General features: G+C 53.2%; 14 protein-coding genes. 8 read left to right on the top strand and 6 right to left on the bottom strand.

Going from position 1 to position 18210, the window contains the following annotated elements; translation table 11 throughout:
• The first annotated feature begins 140 nt into the window (after positions 1-140).
• A complete protein-coding gene (locus tag KTH_RS21395; RefSeq protein WP_497621014.1) occupies positions 141-842 on the top strand; it encodes a hypothetical protein in 702 nt (233 codons plus the stop codon).
• Positions 843-943: 101 nt separating this feature from the next.
• On the opposite strand, the gene KTH_RS21390 is transcribed toward KTH_RS21395, so the two are convergent.
• Entirely contained in the window at positions 944-1426 is a 483-nt protein-coding gene (locus KTH_RS21390) for a hypothetical protein (protein ID WP_497621012.1), read from the bottom strand.
• 443 nt (positions 1427-1869) lie between these two features.
• Between KTH_RS21390 and KTH_RS21385 the strand changes: the two genes are divergently transcribed.
• From KTH_RS21385 to lon, 3 genes are all read left to right on the top strand, one after another.
• A complete protein-coding gene (locus KTH_RS21385) occupies positions 1870-2079 on the top strand; it encodes a hypothetical protein (protein WP_497621010.1) in 210 nt (69 codons plus the stop codon).
• Positions 2080-2553: 474 nt separating this feature from the next.
• Complete coding sequence (locus tag KTH_RS21380; protein WP_497621008.1) at positions 2554-3015, top strand: Hsp20/alpha crystallin family protein; 462 nt, start codon at positions 2554-2556, stop codon at positions 3013-3015.
• 357 nt (positions 3016-3372) lie between these two features.
• On the top strand, positions 3373-5886 hold the full coding sequence (lon, locus tag KTH_RS21375) for an endopeptidase La (RefSeq protein ID WP_497623268.1): 2514 nt from the start codon (positions 3373-3375) through the stop codon (positions 5884-5886).
• 52 nt (positions 5887-5938) lie between these two features.
• Here the strand turns inward: lon and radC are convergent, their stop codons facing one another.
• Complete coding sequence (gene radC, locus KTH_RS21370) at positions 5939-6670, bottom strand: RadC family protein (protein WP_497621006.1); 732 nt, start codon at positions 6668-6670, stop codon at positions 5939-5941.
• A 415-nt stretch (positions 6671-7085) separates the two neighbouring features.
• Between radC and KTH_RS21365 the strand changes: the two genes are divergently transcribed.
• On the top strand, positions 7086-7931 hold the full coding sequence (locus KTH_RS21365) for a CHAP domain-containing protein (protein ID WP_497621004.1): 846 nt from the start codon (positions 7086-7088) through the stop codon (positions 7929-7931).
• Between the two features lie 59 nt (positions 7932-7990).
• On the opposite strand, the gene KTH_RS21360 is transcribed toward KTH_RS21365, so the two are convergent.
• The 3 genes from KTH_RS21360 to KTH_RS21350 all read right to left on the bottom strand — a co-directional run bounded on the left by KTH_RS21360 (position 7991) and on the right by KTH_RS21350 (position 12641).
• Complete coding sequence (locus KTH_RS21360; RefSeq protein WP_497621002.1) at positions 7991-8353, bottom strand: hypothetical protein; 363 nt, start codon at positions 8351-8353, stop codon at positions 7991-7993.
• A 622-nt stretch (positions 8354-8975) separates the two neighbouring features.
• On the bottom strand, positions 8976-10820 hold the full coding sequence (locus KTH_RS21355; protein ID WP_497621000.1) for an ABC transporter ATP-binding protein: 1845 nt from the start codon (positions 10818-10820) through the stop codon (positions 8976-8978).
• A gap of 18 nt (positions 10821-10838) precedes the next feature.
• On the bottom strand, positions 10839-12641 hold the full coding sequence (locus KTH_RS21350) for an ABC transporter ATP-binding protein (RefSeq protein WP_111324089.1): 1803 nt from the start codon (positions 12639-12641) through the stop codon (positions 10839-10841).
• A 490-nt stretch (positions 12642-13131) separates the two neighbouring features.
• Here KTH_RS21350 and KTH_RS21345 point away from each other — a divergent pair, with 490 nt between their 5' ends.
• The 3 genes from KTH_RS21345 (at position 13132) to KTH_RS21335 (ending at position 17481) form a co-directional block, all read left to right on the top strand.
• On the top strand, positions 13132-14841 hold the full coding sequence (locus KTH_RS21345; RefSeq protein WP_111324090.1) for a DUF4091 domain-containing protein: 1710 nt from the start codon (positions 13132-13134) through the stop codon (positions 14839-14841).
• Positions 14842-14863: 22 nt separating this feature from the next.
• Positions 14864-15868 (top strand): helix-turn-helix transcriptional regulator, encoded by a 1005-nt coding sequence (locus tag KTH_RS21340; protein ID WP_111324091.1) that lies wholly within the window; start codon positions 14864-14866, stop codon positions 15866-15868.
• Positions 15869-16056: 188 nt separating this feature from the next.
• Positions 16057-17481 carry a DUF512 domain-containing protein gene (locus tag KTH_RS21335; protein WP_111324092.1) on the top strand — a complete coding sequence of 475 codons (1425 nt, stop codon included), beginning with the start codon at positions 16057-16059 and terminating at the stop codon, positions 17479-17481.
• 87 nt (positions 17482-17568) lie between these two features.
• On the opposite strand, the gene KTH_RS21330 is transcribed toward KTH_RS21335, so the two are convergent.
• Positions 17569-18198 (bottom strand): biotin transporter BioY, encoded by a 630-nt coding sequence (locus KTH_RS21330; RefSeq protein ID WP_211326244.1) that lies wholly within the window; start codon positions 18196-18198, stop codon positions 17569-17571.
• Between the last annotated feature and the right edge of the window lie 12 nt (positions 18199-18210).

Raw genomic sequence — 18210 nt, 5'->3', positions numbered from 1 at the left:
TTGATTGTTTTCCCCGTTTCAAGAGAAGAACCACAGTTTCTTGACATTCTGTGATATGAGCTGACATACTATATTTTGTGCCCGGCAAGGGATGCCGGAACAATCCACTACTTATTCTCAGCATTGTTGTGAGGTGTTTTATGGGACTCAGGACTGAAGCGGAAACCAGGCCTTCTCTCAGTGATACGTTGCTAGAGACAGGGCGACCATATATCCAGAATTTGCGTACACGAGGCGAGGAACTGGCTGGTGAGCTGGCCGAGCGTGGAAACTGGCTGGCCCAGTTAGTCGCGGAGCAGGGTAACCGCCTGGTGCATGATATGGCCGAACGCGGTAAGGAAGCCCGGCGGGATCTCTCGAATCCAAGCGAGGCCTTTCTAAAGGAGCTGGCGAAACGTCGCAAGAAGGCCGCGCTCGATTTTGCCCGCTATAGCGAAAAGGTGGCCCTGGAATTGAACAAGCGCAGCGAGCAAGCCGCCCGTGATCTGCGTCGCAAAAGCGAGGAGATCAACAACGAGCTGAATCGCTACAGCCAGAAGTTGGCCCGCGATGTGCGCACTGGCAAATTCTGGGCAACGGTTGGTTTTAGCGTCGGGCTGGTTGCAGCCGGTGTAGGTGCCTTCGTAATGATCCAGAAGTGGCGGAAGGAGCGCGTCGAAGAGGGCGGGGAGCAGATCCAGCGTGAACAGAGTGGCCTGTTGCAGCAGGAGCAGGCTGAACTGAAAAATGAAGTCCAGCAGGTGCGCGAAGGGATTGAGGAGTCTGCGCAACAGCAAACGTCTGTTGAAGCTGTGCCACAGGATGAGCAGCCGAACGCGCCAGAAGAAGAAGGTCAGAGCTAGCCAATATCATCGGACCATTTGTATACCTCATTAAGGAGCGCTCCTTCTCCTGATGGGAGCGCTCTTTTCGCTAGAATAGCTGTGTTTTCGGGCCGTCAGCCTTATTGAACAGATGAGCGTTTGCGATATTGCCGGGGTTCTTTGCCCTCTTCAAAGCCTTCATTGATGATGCCCCGCTGCATAAGATAACGGAGGAACTCCAGTTGCCGCTGAAAGCCAGAGGCCTCGCCGGTTTCTGAAGAAGAAGGGTACTGTACAGGTTGTATAGAATAAGATAGAGCGTAGGGTGAGGGTGATGGCTCTTGAGTCGGGGGCAGGGATGAAGACTCGGGGGGCTGCTCTTCTGGGTCCTTCTTGCGTTGCGTTTGGGCGAAATCCGGGAAGACCTCCTCTCTACTCTGATCGACAGCGATTGACAACATGCCTGTTTGTGGTGCATGGCCTTCCTCCGCAGCGTACCGTACCGGTTCCTGTGCCAGGCCTGCATTGCCGTATGCCTGGGCGGTTGTGGTCGCTGTGGTACGCCTCCACGGCCACCAGGCAAACAGTTTTTGAAACCACCGTTTGACCTTTTGCGAGATCATGACGCTCAACCCTCTTCAATGGCGTCGAAAAACCATACCGGTTCTCGACAATCACGCACTAACCGTCCCACCGCGCAAACTCTTGCATTTGCTTGTTAGCGATGCTTTTTTCTCTCGCTTCGCTCAATCAAGCGGAATGGAAGAAAGTGAATACCTCTGAGGAATATAGAAACATAGTAGCATATCAAAGAGGCCACGTCAAACGCACTTGCAATTTCACGGGTCCCGTGCCATAATCAATAAGTCAGGCTATGTTAAGATGTGGTGGAGTATGCCATGTCGCTGAAAAGGCGCTGTTCCTGTTGCGTTTGTTCATCTGTACAGCGCAATGGGAAACGAAACAAAGAGTGTGAGAGCGTCATGGAGAGGTGATGTCACCTGTACGATAGCCTGATACGGGAGGAGACGTCATCGCTTTGTAATAACAGAAAGAAGGTGTCGGCATGCAGGAAGACATTCTTGGAACCCGACGGACAGCTGTTCCAGAAACATTTGTTACCTGTGCGAGATGTGGACAGGCAACACTTGTACGGGAAGCTCGGGTGATTGAAAGCGATGTACTGTCAGATGGAACTATATCCGAGTTCGTGTACATCTGCCCGGATTGTCAGAAAGCGATTGATGCGGGCGAAAAGGATCTCCCCATTGAGTGAGGGGGTCTGATCGTCTTGTAGAGAATAGATCTGGCAAAAGGCAAGGCGCTACAAGACAGTAGGGCTTTGGCTTTTGCCTTCTTTAGATTCAAAAGAGCATCCTGAAGCAATGAAACGTTTTACCTGCAATGGCTCTGCCATTGGGACAGGCATGTATGCTTTGCTTCGGGACGAGGCGGCTCTACCGGAAAGCCGGTCTTGACTCAGGAAAAGTGTGGCATATGCTTTCTCCACAGCGTCCTTGCATGGTTGCTGTTTCCCTTTCGGGTGGGCCTTCTGATGCGCTTCTGGTAAGGCCGCCTCTTTGTCTCGTTATGCGTATCACAGGGAACAAGGGGAAGGAATGATACAGGCAGAAATGGCCAGAGTTGTGACGGCTCTCCGGGGTCTCTGAGGTTTGGCAAAGAAAACAAATAACAACCTATCGAACTGAGCATATTGCAAACATACAAACGATAGAGGGAAACGATGCGGATGCGTTATAAACAGGTGACGTATCGTTACATTGAGGGGTCACAACATCGGCTGGAGCAGCATTACCGCCGCCTCTTGCATGATGCCCTCAGACAGGGTCAGTCGTCTTTGGTCCAGGGCTCTACTACCTGGCGACCTCTGGCCGATATTCTCGAATCACCTCAGCGCATGCTGGTAAAAGTCGAACTGGCCGGCGTGCAAGAGGATGAGATTGAGGTTACTCTGTATCAAGATGCACTTGTGGTCAGCGGGGTCAGACGAAACGCGTCTGAATATCAGGAGAGCCTCTGTTATCATGAAGCGCAGATTCGCTATGGCCCTTTCCGCCTTGAAGTCTTTATACCCTATCCTGTAGATCGTGACGCTGTAACGGCCCGCTATGAGTGCGGCTTTCTATGGGTTGATATTCCAAAACAACAGATTGAACAGAAGCCGCTACCGTCCGATATGCCAGATGAATAACGTGTACCCTGCGATAACGGTTTTGGAGTTTTGAGGATGCAAAAGAGCGATCAAGAGCGAGACTTGGAACAAAAAGAACTACAATCTGAAACTATCCCGATTCAGAATCAAGAACATGAGATCAATGCAGATGAGCCGCAGGGTGGCAGTGAACAGGTTGAAGCCTCTTCTTCTGCTGATGAGAAGAAGGAGCCCAAGAAGCGAGTGAGAAAGACTGCGCGAGCGAGCACAAAAGAGACGAAGGATGCTCAAGAGGAGCCGAAGAAAGAACGGACGACGCGCAAAGCTCGCTCGGTTGAAGAGCGTTCTTCAAAGCGTCGGCGTGAGTCTGAGCCCACGGAAGCTGATGAGGAACAGATGGTCTTCCCTGAGGTGCTGCCTGTCTTGCCGCTCAAAGATGTGGTCGTCTATCCCTTCTCTGTCCAGCCCCTGGGGGTGGGACAGGAACGCTCAATCCGTCTGATCGATGATGTGATGCGCAGTGATCGCCTGGTGGTGCTTGTTGCGCAAAAGTCCGCTGATATCGAGCAAGCGGGACCTGACGATATCTTTAGAATCGGTACGGTCTCTCGTGTTGGACGCATGTTCCGGATGCCCGATGGCACTCTGCAAATTGCTGTTCAGGGGTTGGAACGTGTTGAGATCAACGAGTTCACCCAGGAAAAGCCCTACCTGATGGCCCGGATCACGCCGCGACCGGACGTACAGGAAGAGGATACCGAGACCGAGGCGCTGAAACGGAATGTCATTAGCTACTTCCAGCGTCTGGTTGCTCTGGTGCAGAATGTGCCAGAAGGGGTTGCAGCCGCAACGCTCAATCTGGAAGAGCCGCGTCAGGTCGTCTATGTCATTGCGACCTTTGTACAGATGGATCTTGAACTACGCCAGAAGCTGCTGGAAATCGATTCCGTTCATGAGAAGCTGGCGCAGTTGAGCAGCTTCCTGACACATGAGCTGGAAATCCTGGAACTGGGCAAGAAGATTCAGACCAGTGCCCAGGAAGAAATGGGTAAGATGCAGCGCGAATACCTGCTGCGTGAACAGCTCAAGGCGATCCAGCGTGAACTGGGCGAGGAGAGCGAGGAGCAGGCCACTGTCAATGAGCTTCGGCGTAAGATTGACGAAGCCCATATGCCCGAGGAGGCTTTGAAGGAAGCCAACCGCGAACTGTCACGGCTGGAAAAGTTGCCCACGGCATCTCCAGAGTACAGTATTATTCGGACCTACCTTGAACTGCTGGTCAGCCTGCCGTGGAGCAAGGGTTCAGGTGAGAAGATTGATGTGGCCCATGCCCGCCAGGTGCTCGATGAGGATCATTACGATCTGGAGAAGATCAAGGAGCGTATTCTTGAGTATCTCGCGGTGCGTCATCTGAAGGAAGAGCGCCAGAGCGCTGAGGCCGCCCGCGAGCGTGAGCTGCAAGAGGGCGAAGAGGAAGAGCAAAAGGGGACCACGCAGCCCTTGCAGTCACAGGAAGAGAAACGGGTCATCAACCGTGAACCGATCCTGTGCTTTGTTGGCCCTCCGGGTGTTGGTAAAACCTCGCTCGGTCAGTCAATCGCGCGGGCCCTCGGTCGGAAGTTCGCTCGTATCTCGCTTGGCGGCATTCGCGATGAGGCTGAGATTCGCGGTCATCGTCGCACCTATATCGGTGCAATGCCTGGCCGGATTATTCAGACCTTGCGTCGGGTCGAAACCAATGACCCCGTGATTATGCTGGATGAGGTCGACAAGGTTGGCGCGGACTGGCGGGGCGATCCATCCTCCGCGTTGCTTGAGGTGCTTGATCCCGAGCAGAACTACAGCTTCCGTGATAACTACCTGGATCTGCCTTTTGACCTCTCGAAGGTTATGTTTATCGCGACGGCAAATGCCCTTGAGCCGATTCCTGCCCCGTTGCGCGACCGCATGGAAATCCTGGAGCTGTCGGGCTATACTGAGGAGCAGAAGGTCCACATCGCTCGTAGCTATCTGCTACCCAAGCAGTTAGAGGCGAACGGTTTGAAGCAGGGTGAAATGACCGTTGATGACGACGTCATCCGCAGGGTTGTGCGCGAGTATACCCGCGAGGCTGGTGTGCGTAATCTCGAACGCGAGATCGGGACACTGTGCCGCAAAGTAGCAAAACAGATCTCGGAAGGCCAGCCCAGTCCAATTCATGTGACGGCAGATGATGTGCCTGAGTATCTGGGACGTCGCCGCTTCTTTGAAGAGGCTGCGGAGCGCCTTGACCGGCCCGGTATCGCTACAGGGCTGGTCTGGACGCCGGTCGGCGGCGAGATCATCTTTGTTGAGGCTGCAACCATGCCCGGCAGAGAGGAGCGCCTGATTCTGACCGGTCAGCTTGGTGATGTGATGAAAGAGTCGGCGGCTGCGGCCCTGAGCTATGTTCGCTCAAACGCGGTGGAACTTGGTTTACCCCGCCACGTCTTCGAGAATCAGAACATTCATATTCATGTGCCCGCGGGTGCCATTCCGAAGGATGGTCCTTCCGCCGGTGTGACGATGGTCACGGTTCTGGTCTCGCTTGCCAGCGGGCGTCGGGTGCGCTCGGATGTCGCTATGACGGGTGAGATGACGCTGCGAGGGCGGGTGATGCCGATTGGCGGCGTGAAAGAAAAGGTGCTGGCGGCGTTCCGCTCCGGTATCCGCACTGTGATTCTGCCGCAGAAGAATGAGGCCGATCTGATGGAGGATCTGCCGAAAGAGCTGCGCGATCAGATGCACTTCGTCTTCGCTACAGATATTCGTGACGTACTTGAGGCCGCGCTTGAAGATGAGCCGGTCAGCAAGAATGGCAAAGAAGACAGCAACGCACGGCGCAAGCGCAAGAAAGATAAAGAGAAAGAAAAGGCGGGCGCTCACGCCTGATACAAGCTGCTAGCGAGGGGATCGCGTTCTTATCTGAACGTGGTCCCCTTTTTTACCACTGAAAACGGCCTGGATAGGCTTCCTCGCGGATGCTGGCATAGTCCGGGTTGCCGATAATGATATGATCCAGCAGCGTGATATCCAGCAGGTGTCCGGCCTGAATCAGTTGTTCCGTTACCTCATAATCCTCTTCTGAAGGTGTGGGATCACCACTCGGGTGATTATGGCACACAATGATATTCGGGCAATTCCGAATGATGGCATGACGAAAGATCTCCGAAACGCGCAGCATCGCGCCGTTCACCGTCCCTTTATAGCGCTTCACGTGCTCGATGACTTGCTGCTTTGCATCAAGAACCAGAATGTGAATCTCTTCATGGTCCAGATACATCATTTCCATACGGAGCAGGGTGGCGACATCAGCCGCTGAGCGAATCCGATAGCGCTGCGTTGGTTGCAGGGTACTCAGGCGTTTCCCGAGCTCCAGCGCAGCCTTCAATTGCGCTGATTTTGCAGCTCCCATACCATATTCATTGCAAAGCTCCTGAAAGGTTGCCGTGACCAGGCCGCTCAGGCCCCCATATTTCGCAAGGAGCTTCTGCGAAAGCTCAATCACGTTGTCTTGTTTGGTACCTGTGCGCAGAATAATCGCGAGGAGGTCAACGGTTGAGAGCGCCTCGGCTCCGCCTTGCTGTAAGCGTTCGCGTGGGCGGTCATCGACAGGGAGATCATGAACGGTCGCGTGATACTCAACGGGTGGTTGATCTTCAATCAGGTCAAGCATTTTTTGTTCTCCTTCGGGGAATTGTGTAGATAAGATACCATTACTCATTCACGGATTTACATACTTTTCTTTGAAAATAGGAAAAATGGATTATAAAATATTTTCTTGTGTAATAAAGATGAAAAACAGTTTATATTGGTTTGAAAAGCAATCGTCCAGTTGTCCCCGGAAAGCTGTCAACTTTCGAGAGCCAACACGATAGAATAAAAAAACAGGCAACAAGAAGCCAGAGAAAAAATCTATCCTCCTCTCTCTGGTAAAGAGATCCCCTTTCTTCTAGCCCCTTTCTCCTGTCTTGATGGCTCTTTCTTGTTCAATCCCATGAATTTGGATACAGTGATGATATATGGATGTGCTCCCTGGTGCATGTCCACTTCTGAACAGGATGTCAGTTGAGACGAAGAGGGATCAGACAATGTATGCCGAGAAGAAACAGAACGCGGAAGTGCGGACCGGAAATCTGGACCTGGAATGGTCACTTCCTTCAACGGAAGGACTGCGTATCACTCCCCCGGCAACCGGCACACTTGTGGATACTGAAGGGCGCAAACCGGTCGTAATTAAAGGAGGTGGGAAAAAGGCGAACGGGATGTTCCCCCCGCCCAAACGAAGGCGCTATATCGTTCATCTTGCCGTTGTTGCTTTTCTGGTGCTGATTCTTGGCGGCACGCTGGTAGCGGTACAATCAACCGGCTCCGAGGCGAAGAACACACCTCGGGTGTCGAGCAACAAGCCGCCGAGCTACTATTTAACTAAACATAGTGAAACCTTTAAGGTCCTGCCCGAGCAAGAAGCGACCGTTACCGCTGTGGTACAGATGTATTCAGAGCCAACAGTGATCCCTACGGGTCCTGAAACCAGTACCGGAGGAGGCGGAAACCCGGGCGGAACTATCCCACCGGTTGAAGATTCCTCGGGGAACCATTTCTACCCCGGAAACTGTACATGGTGGGCGGCACAATACTATCACAGGGTGAATAATGTCTGGATTCCCTGGTATGGAGATGCCTACGAATGGGTAGAGGGCGCAAGGGCCGCGGGCTGGCATGTCTCGACGACACCCGTTGTTGGCTCGATCATTGTTCTGATGCCGGGCGTGCAGGGAGCTGGCTCGGTCGGGCATGTGGCCTATGTTGAGGGCGTTTCTGGCAATGTCGCTCATACCAGCAATATGAACTGGGCGGCGAACGGTGGCGGCTTTGGCATCGTATCCAGCTATGATTTTACGGCTGGTGATGGCGTCTTCTTTGTCTATCAATAATGAAAAAGGAGAAGAACCAGAAATACGAGTGTATCGGTTCTTCTCCCCTGTTCCTCGCATCAGGTATGTAGTGGCGGTTTACAGGTAAACATCGGAATTTCGCCTGTATCCTGCTCCCTTTGCTGCAATTCCAGTGCCAGATGCGCGGCGGTTTCGGATGGTGTGGTCTGGGTGGCGCTGGGCCACGGCTGGAAGGCATCTGCATAGTCGGTCTGTGACTGTTTATATGTTGGAACGCGGTGAGCCGTTGTACGTTGGTAGGCTTCCGCTTTGTCTGGCTCCATGATTTGCTCTAACCAGAGTGCACCGCAAACTCCACAGATGCCATGACTGGCCTTATAGAGCTTGGGTAGTGGGAGATGAGACACGCGCTCGCCCTCGCTATCTATCAAGCGCAAACACCATGCGCACTGTCGCACCATATCTTTTTTTCCTTTCTTAGAGGATCGGCAGAGGGAACGGCTGGCCTGCTCTGGTAGATCCGAAGCATAGGGGGATCCGTAACGGTCGTTCCATATCTGGTTTTGCTCCCTCACGGTTTATCAGGTTGAAACCCCTCTTCCTCCTACTGTACAGAATACTGCTGAGCTAAAATACTCCTGCCCCGGTTGGTTTTGCGGTCGGTCTTTTGCTGGCATGCTGAAAAGGGAAAGCGGCTCACTGAGCGGTCTGAGAAGAAAACAAGAAGAACCGCTTCCACTTTGCACCCCGAAAAGAAGAACCAGGGAAAGAGCATCATAAACTTTACCCTGTCTTAAAAGCACAGCTTACACTGCATGTCGCTTTGTCGTTTGCGCCGACTGCGACATTTCACGACCCCTTTTTATCATAGCGAAGCAGGCATACAGGCTTTCTCTTCCTGGAAACCTTTGTGCCCGTCCTACTAAGGTAACGAATAAGAAGCGGAAAAGTCTCGTTAAAATTCTGTATATTGTGTAACAAATTGCGCAACTCAGGAAGATAAAGAGAGCAGATGTAGATGTAAGAAGGAATGACGTGAGTATGAGCCTGAGAGTGTTTCGCTCTCAGGCTCGTTTCGGCTTTTTATTGATTGTTTGTGGTCTCGGTTTGGAGGACGGGAACAAAGCCCTCTCCCGGCTTGTAGTCGGGTGATTGGTGTCGGAAGTAGGTGTTATAGAGTTCCGCATAGTGGCCGCCACGATGCATCAAGGCCTCATGGTTGCCCTCCTCCACGATTCGGCCACCGTTCAGCACAATAATGCGGTCGGCGTGCTTGATCGTTGAGAGGCGGTGTGCGATCAGAATCGCGGTCCGGTTCTGCAAGATCACGTCCAGCCCTTCCTGAATCTGGGCTTCGGTCAGCGGGTCGACACTTGCTGTTGCCTCATCCAGAATGATAATGGCGGGGTCTTGTAGGAGAACGCGCGCCAATGCGACAAGCTGGCGCTGGCCCATTGAGAGTGCCTTTCCGGCCTCACCAACCATTGTGTTCAGCCCGTTTGGCAACGCTTCCAGCCAGTCACCCTGGCCAATCTTATTGGCAACCTCGATAACCTCTTTCTCGGTCGCGCCCGGGCGAGCGTAGCGGATATTGTCTGCGACGGTTCCCGAGAAGAGGAAAGGAACCTGTGGCACAATGCCCAGCCGCCGTCGATAATCGCGCAGGTTAAATGTACGAATATCCTGTCCATCAATCAGGAGTTCTCCCCCCTGATACTCATAGAAGCGGGCGACAAGGCGGGCAATACTGGACTTTCCTGCCCCGGTATGCCCGACAAAGGCCACTGTTTCTCCCGCTTTGATCTTAAGCGAGAAGTCAGGAAGTACTGTCTGTCGATCGTCGTAGCTGAAGTGCAGATGCTTGAACTCAATCTCTCCACGCAGGTTATGAACCGGGACATCATCTGTCTGATGTACGCGTGGTTCAGCATCCAGCAAGGCAAAGATACGCTCGCTGGCCGAGAGCCCGAGCTGGAACTGGCTCCAGAACGAAGCAATACTGGTAACTGGTGCCCAGAGCGCTTGAATGCCCTGTGTGAAGAGGAACCAGTCTCCGGCTGAGATCGAGTTATTCAGGACGCCTTTGCCGCCAAAGTAGACGACCAGCACCGTTCCGAGGTTGGCGATCGCAACCAGTACCGGAAACACGCCATTGTAGAGGAACCCGGCCCGAACGTTGACATGATAGGACTGGCCATTGATCTTTTTGAACTCTCCATACATGTTCTGTTCCTGCCGGAAGTTTTTGGCGACGGTAATGCCGCTGATCACTTCCTGCACGGTCGAGTTCACGCGGGCAAGCGAGCGTTGAGTTCGCTGGGTGGCCTTACGGGCGATATAACGGAACCCGAGCGCCACTGCCAGAATCACCGGGATGATTGCCATTGAGATCAGCGCCAGTTGCCAGTTACGGGTGAACAGGATGCAGACGATCAGGATGAACAACAAGACCTGGCTCAGCAGGTTCACTGAGAGTGTGACCACGGTCGCAAAGCTATCCGTATCGGATGTCACGCGGCTGACGATCTTACCCGAGGCAAACTCGTCAAAGAACGACATATCCCGATCCATCACTGCGTTAAAGGCATCTGTGCGCAGTTTCAGCACGACATCCCCGATCGCTTTTGCGGTCAGCCACTGACGCAGCATGTTAAAGACCCAGGAAAGCACGCTTGATAGCAGGATCAGACCGACAATCCCGAGGGCAAGATTCCAGGCATCTTTCAATGCAGTAAGGGCATCCAATCCCTGCGAAACCAGGATCGGAAAGGCGGTATCCAGGAGCGAACGCAGGACCACCAGAACCGCGACAAAGATTACCAGCCCGAGTTTCGGTTTAAAATAGCCAATAATGCGCTTGATAAGTGTACTGTCTGAATATGTACGGTCATACGCTTCGGCGTCGAGGCCGTCCATAATAAAGCCCATAGAACCTTCGCTCCTTTCCTACTCTCCACCAACTGCGGTTGCTTTTTCGACTTGCTCTGTTGCCGGAGCTGAATCATAGTGTGAGAAGATACGGCGATATGTGTCGCAGCGCTCCATTAATTCATCATGGGTTCCCTGATCGATCAACGCGCCGTTTCGCATGACCAGCACTTTATCTGCCCAACGGATCTGTGAGAGTCGATGGGTAATCAGCAAGGTTGTGCGTCCCTGAAGTACCCGCTTGATTGCTTTTTGAATCTGATCTTCGGTGGCGCTGTCGATGGCGCTGGTCGAGTCGTCCAGAATCAGAATGCGCGGATCAGTCAATAGTGCACGCGCGATCGCTATCCGCTGACGCTGACCTCCGGAGAGCATGACACCGCGTTCGCCAACCACCGTGTTATAGCCTTCTTTGAAACTCATAATGAATTCGTGGGCCTGAGCATCTTTGGCCGCATTCTCGATCGCAGCCTGATCTGCTTTACTGCCGAAACCATAGGCGATGTTTTCAGCAATGGAGCGAGAGAACAGGAAGATATCCTGCTCGATGGTTGAGATCTGTGAGCGCAACGAGTCAAGGTTCCACTGGCGTACATCCTTGCCGTCAATCAGGACACGGCCTTGTTGAGCGTCATAAATGCGGTTTACGAGCTTGGTCAGGGTACTCTTGCCCGAACCCGTTTGGCCGACAATGGCGATGGTCTGCCCCGGTTTGGCGTGGAAGGAAACGTTCTTCAGAATAGGGGTTGTGCCATAGCCAAAGGAAACGTTTTCAAAGACGATATCGCCCTGCATCTCGCCCTGATAGCCGCCATCGTTTTCATCAAGCTCGGTTTCTTCTTTCATCAGGTCAATGATTCGCTTTGAGCCTGCCACACCGAGCTGAACCAGGTTGAAGCTCCAGGTGGACATATCGGTAACAAAGCGCAGGTTCCCGGCCAGCGCCATGAAGGAGACGAGCGTACCCAGGGTAATCTGGTGGTTCAATAGCAGGAAGAGACCATGCAGGAAACACAGCGCCAGTGCGATGCCAAACAGCAGGGTTGGCAGGTAGCGTCCCTGAATCTGACCGCTGCGCACAAAGTAATCACGGTATTTGGTGGCATTCTCGGCGAACTTCTGCTTTTCCTGTTCTTCCTGTGAGGTCGATTTGACAACCTCAATGCCCGATATAGCTTCGTTTAATACCGCATTGGTGACGCCGAACTGCTCGCGGAGCTTCCGCGAGACCGGGTTCAGTGTGCGTGAGTAGAAGTACAGCGCGATCAGGAAGCCAATTACGTATAGCACAGGAACCAGTAGTAGCTGAGGATTCAACAGACCAATATAGATGATAACCACAGCCATGCTGGAAAAAGAGTCGAAGATCACATCAAAGCCCGGCACGACCATATCCTGTAGCTGATTCATGTCGTTTGCAGCGCGGGCCATAATGTCGCCGACGCGCTGTCGGTTGTGAAAGGTCTGGCTTTTCCCGAGCAGGCTGATATAGAGCTCCTCGCGTGCGTCTCGGGCGAAGCGGCTGCCAAGCAACTGGACGACGCTGCGCGCACCAAGATCGACGCATGCGCAAAGAAGAATGGATGCAAGCATCGCAACGGCTATGAAGACAAGTTGACCTTCATTGTGCTGTAGCACTGCGTCAAAGGCACTGCCTGTAAAGACCCGCAACTGTGAGTAGAGGGTATTTGTCGCCAGGGCAAGGACAATGAATGTGATGATTAGAAATTTATAGCGAAAAAGGTGTGAAATAATCCAGCGTGTTGGACTGGATGTGTTGTAGTGATATTCGTTCGTGACGGTGAATTCGCGTTTAGCCAAGCATATACCTCCGCCATGTCAAAAACGGCCTACAAATAGACGAATTGTTCCAGGAACTGGCAAGAATCCTGTACTTTCTTCTTTCCGTGGGACGGGTCGAAATACGGAAAGTGGCTTCCCCATTGCCTTCAGGAGGAACAGCAATCGCTGTTATGATGTGTGTGAAAGAAGTGTGTCGTGTTTCCTCTACTTCACCATGCTCTGAAAACTCCCTGCAAGCTCTTCTATCAGAGCTCTTCTACACTCCCGATTCTACTAGCGGTGTTCTTTACTACAATTGAACGAGTGTTCCATATGGGAGGGTTTGAAGTGCTATTGATATACCCCGCTTATTTACTATACACTATATTCCTGACATCTGCTGTCAGGATTTTGTGTTAGTATTAATGACATCTGGAAAAATGAGCGAGGGCTATTTTAGTGACAGATCTGGTGACAGAATGACACCCTGTCCATAAAATCAAGGAGTAAGAAAAGGGGGAGAACACGTATGCGCCTCGGCTTACAATCACTATTTTACAAAAATGCCTGGCATCCGAACGATAGGTACCGGGGGAAAACCGATACCAACAGCAAGGAACGCGTGATCTATAGCGGACGACGGGATAGTAGCGCCCTTCAGGCGATTGTCTGGGATGAAGACGCGTTCCTGCTCACTCTCAGTAAAGAAACGGTGTTCTGGAAGGGAGGAGCACTGCCTATCGGACGGCTTGAGGTGACGCTTGATGCCCCTTTTCCGGTTGAAGTGAAACTGGTAGGCCGTGTGGGCGACAACCTGCATACGCCAACCTCGGATGTGCTGCTTGAACAGAAGACAATCTATGTGACAAAGCAGCGGCTTCAGCAGGTCTGGATCGAGTGCCATGTCCCTGTAGAGGCCATGTCGGGCACCTATACGGGCACAGTGAAGCTCTATACGCATACGATGTTTGAGGATGAGCGGCTTGAGGATGAGGCCCGGTTTACCCTGATTGTGAAGGATGTTGTCTTACCCGAGGCCCGGGACTATCGCTTCTATCTGGATCTCTGGCAACACAGCTCGAATATTGCCCGTCAGTATCAGGTTGATCTCTGGTCGGATGAACACTTCACGCTTCTTGAGCGCTACCTTGCGGTTCTGAGTCAGCTCGGGCAGAAGGTCGCGACGCTGATAGTCTCGGAAATTCCCTGGTCGGGGCAGGGTAGCTTCCATGACTGGGAACCCGCTGATTTTTACGAGTACAGCATGATCGGGGTGACGCGCAAACGGGATGGCTCTTTCCAGTATGATTTCTCGGCGCTTGACCGCTATGTGGCTCTTGCCGAACGCTATGGCATGGCTCAGGAACTTGAGGTCTTTGGCTTGCTGAACATCTGGCAGATGCCCGAAGATGGTTATGGGGCCATTGTCGAGGGCTACCCTGACGGTATCAGGGTGCGCTACTATGATGAGGCAAGCGGCATCTATCGCTTTATTCGAGAGTATGAGGCACTCGCGGCCTATATTCGAGCGATTGAGGCGCATTTTGTGGAACAGGGCTGGACAGAACGCGCTCGTATTCTGGCCGATGAACCGGCGGATGTGGCGGAGTTTATGAAGCGCTGGAAGAGTCTGAAGCAGCTTGCTCCCTCTTTTCGGATGAAGGTTGCAATCAACCATGTCGAGTTCTTGCAACAACAGATCCCGGATATGTATGACGCTGTACCGGCTCTGAATTATGCGGCGCTGGAATATCACCAGTTGATGGAGGCACGCGCCCAGCTTCCCGGCAAGATCCTCTATTATGTTTGTTGTTCACAGCCGCATCCCAATACGTTTATTCACTCGCCTGCCTTTGAAGCGCGGGTGACGCCGTGGCTGGTTGAGCGGCTGAAGCTGGATGGCTTCTTGCGCTGGAGCTTCACCTGCTGGACAGATCGTCCGCTGGAAGATGTCTATACGCGTGGTGGCAACTGGCCTGCCGGTGATACACATCTGGTGTATCCGGGGGCACAGGGGTGGCCAATGCTCTCGTTGCGCTATAAATGGTTGCAGCGGGGGATCAGAGATTATGAGTTGCTGCAAATGGCGAAAGAGGCCGGGCGTGAGGCTTGGGTTGAGGAACTCATCAACGGTGTGTTCCGGTTCACGGACCCGACTGAAATTAAAATGGAAGTATCGGCAACCAAATTCTACAGCGACAATCTGGAAGACTATGAGCGCCTGATACGGGAGTGGTAGTCTACCGGAGAAAGGAACAGCCATGCGAGCTGATCGCTTGCTCTCTCTCCTGATGATCTTACAGATACATGGACGTATGACTGCCCGTGAATTGGCGCAACGACTTGAGGTATCTGAGCGTACGGTCTATCGAGATATAGAGGCGCTGAGCTCGTCTGGTATTCCTGTGTATGCTGAGCGGGGACCCGGTGGAGGCTGCATTTTGCCTGAAGGATATCGAATCAATCTGACCGGCCTGACCGAAGATGAGCTACGCACGCTGTTTATCACGCCTCTGGCAGATCTGGGGATGGAAAAAGCTCGCGATGCCGCGCTGTTAAAGCTGCTGGCAGCGCTGCCCACGACCCAACGCCAGAGCGTCGAGTATACCCGTCAGCGGATGTATTTTGACCCGGTTGGCTGGTTCTACTCCACCGAGGCCTCGCCGTTTATGCCGTTGCTTCGTGAGGCTGTGTGGGGAAATCGGCGCGTGATCTTGCGGTATCGCAAACGTAATACCGATCTGGTTGATCGCCTGGTTGAGCCGCTTGGCCTCGTCTGCAAAGCCGGAATCTGGTATCTGGTCGCGCTATCCAATGGCAACAACCGGGTCTATCGTATCTCTCGGGTGCGAAATGTGGCCCTGACCGATGAACACTTTCAGCGACCTCATGACTTTGATCTTGAACACTACTGGAAAGCGTGGTGCGTGGAGTTTCAGGCGCGGCTGCATCCCTATGAGGTTTGTTTGCGGATCGCGCCGCAGTTCGTCCCGATTTTACCCTATGTCATGGGGGAGTCCATTTATCAGGTACTGGAAGAGGCAGAGCCGCCCGATTGTGAGGGCTGGCTGACGATCAAGTTGCGCTTTGAGTCGCTAGAAGTAGCCTGTGGCTTCGTGCTTGGCTTTGTCTATAATGCCAATGCGGGGACGACGGTCCCTCCCGACTTTGAGACGGTGGTTGAGGTGCTGGAACCGCAGGAGCTTCGGGAGGCGATTATTCAAATCGCTGACCGGCTGTATACCTTTTATCGCAAGCGGGAGTAAGCCGTTTGGGCTATGGGGGAAAAGCTCCGTATCGTTGCGGTTGATGTTCCATTCTGCGTGAGAACGCTTCCTGCCTATTTGACGATTGGGAGTTGAGCGTTTATAATCGGGCCGGACGGATTTTTTTGTGTATTGATGACTTTGAGTTTCTGAACTCCACGATTTGTTGCTACATCGAGGGAAAACTGATGCCAAAACTATATGGATGGGTGCGTGAGGTTGTACCTGAAAGCCCGGCTGATCGTGCCGGCATACAGCCAGGAGATTTGATTAAGACGATTAACGGCCACCTGATACGTGATCTGGTCGACTATCGTTTCTATGTTGCCGATGAAGAGCTTGTGATAGGTTTGGAGCGCCAGCAGGATCAGCACGAGATTCGTCTGACGAAGGCTGCCGACGAGAATTTAGGCGTGCTTTTTGGCGAGGAGCCGACGCCCTACATTCGTCAGTGTGCCAACAAGTGTGTGTTCTGCTTTATTAAAGGGCTGCCGGAGCGCTATGCACCGCAGCGTGGCCTGCCAAACGGAATGCGCTCTTCTCTGTATATCAAAGATGACGATTACCGCTACTCGTTCCTTTTTGGCAACTTTATTACCCTGACCAACCTGAAAGAACTTGACTGGCAGCGCCTCGATGAGCAGAAACTGACCCCGCTCTATGTCTCTGTCCATTGCACCAATCCAGAGCTCCGCCGGAAAATGGTTGATGGTCCGCGAGCTGGAGAGATTCTTGAGCATATTCAGCGACTCGGCTCAATCGGGATTTCCTGTCATACACAGCTTGTATGCTGTCCGGGAATCAATGACGGCGCGGAGCTTGATCGCAGTATCCGCGAGCTGGCAGAGCTGCGCCCGATTGTGGAATCTATCTCGGTTGTGCCTGTTGGTCTGACCAAGTTTAACAATATGATTAAGACCGGCGAGTTGCCTCCCTTGCGCCACTACACACGTGAAGAAGCAATCGCTGTTGTGGAGCAGGTAGAGGCCTATCAGCGCGAGTTCAGCGCCAGCGACCCCGAAGGCTCCCCCTTTGTCTATCTTTCCGATGAATGGTACTACCTGACCGGTCGCGAGTTCCCGCCTGCTCAGCACTATGGGCTTTATTCTCAGATCGAAAACGGTGTCGGGATGACCCGCTTCCTGCTTGAGCAGTGGGGCCGCACAAAGCGTCGTCTCCCTCATGCAATGCCAGAGCCGCGCCCGAAGCGTATTACACTGGTTACAAGCACGATGGCTGCTCCGATTATCGAGCAACTGGCCGAGGATATACGACAGATTGAAGGGGTTGAGGTTAAGGTCCTGCCGGTAATCAATAAGTTCTTTGGCGCTGAGGTCACGGTTGCGGGCCTGCTGTGCGGTCAGGATGTGCTGGATACTCTGCATGCACAGGAAGAGATCGGGGATCTGGTGCTGCTGCCGCGAGTGATGCTCGATAACGAGGGTGTACGTTTCCTTGATGATGTCACCGTTGAGGACTTTAAGGCGCAGCTTCCTGCGAAGGTCGAGTTTGTGCGGAACGCGCAGGAGACCATCGAGGCAATTCGGTTACTTGCTGGACTTCCCGGGGCTACCCGTGGACGGCAACTGGTGCGCTTGCAGTCACGTTTGTAAACGCATCAGAGGAGAAGAACAAAAAGAACAGGGCACATATAGCGGCCCTGTTCTTGCTTTTTTGGCGTTTTACCCGTTGAGATGGCCTTAGAGGCTGTTGCCACGAATGGCGCGAACCAGATGCCATATAGTGGGCATAAGAGCAGCAGCTACGAAGATCTTCAGGATATCGCCGGGAATGAAGGGAACAGTACCGGCCATTGCCGCGCTTTGCAGGCTGAGCCAGAGATTATGGCTTACGTTCAAGCTGAGCAGGGCCAGCCATGCGACGCCGAAGGCGTGAATGATGAGCGAGGCAGGAATCATTGCCAGCACCGAGGTCAGGTAGCTGCGCTCAAGTCGCTTTTCGCAGAGCAGACCGACGACAAACGCGGCGATTGGCCAGGAGATGATATAGCCTGCTGTGGGCCCGAGGAGATACACCAGACCACCGCCACGTGCGAAGACGGGCAGGCCGATAGCCCCTTCTGCCAGATACAGCAGGATTGCCAGCGCACCGCGCTTACTGCCAAGTGCAGCGCCGATTAGCATAACGACCAGCGTTTGCAATGTGAGGGGGACCGGGGTAAACGGCAGGGGGATCTGTGCTTTGGAGGATAGCGCGAGCAGCAGACTGGCCCCGATAATAAGTCCACTATCACGGACGAGTGCGAGCCGCTGTGAAGAGGGCTCTGGAAGCACATAATCTGCAAGGGTGGCTTTGCGATACATTGCCATAGGGAAAAGCTC

The organism is Thermosporothrix sp. COM3 (assembly GCF_059696735.1).
This window is presented reverse-complemented; position numbering and strand designations above follow the sequence as displayed.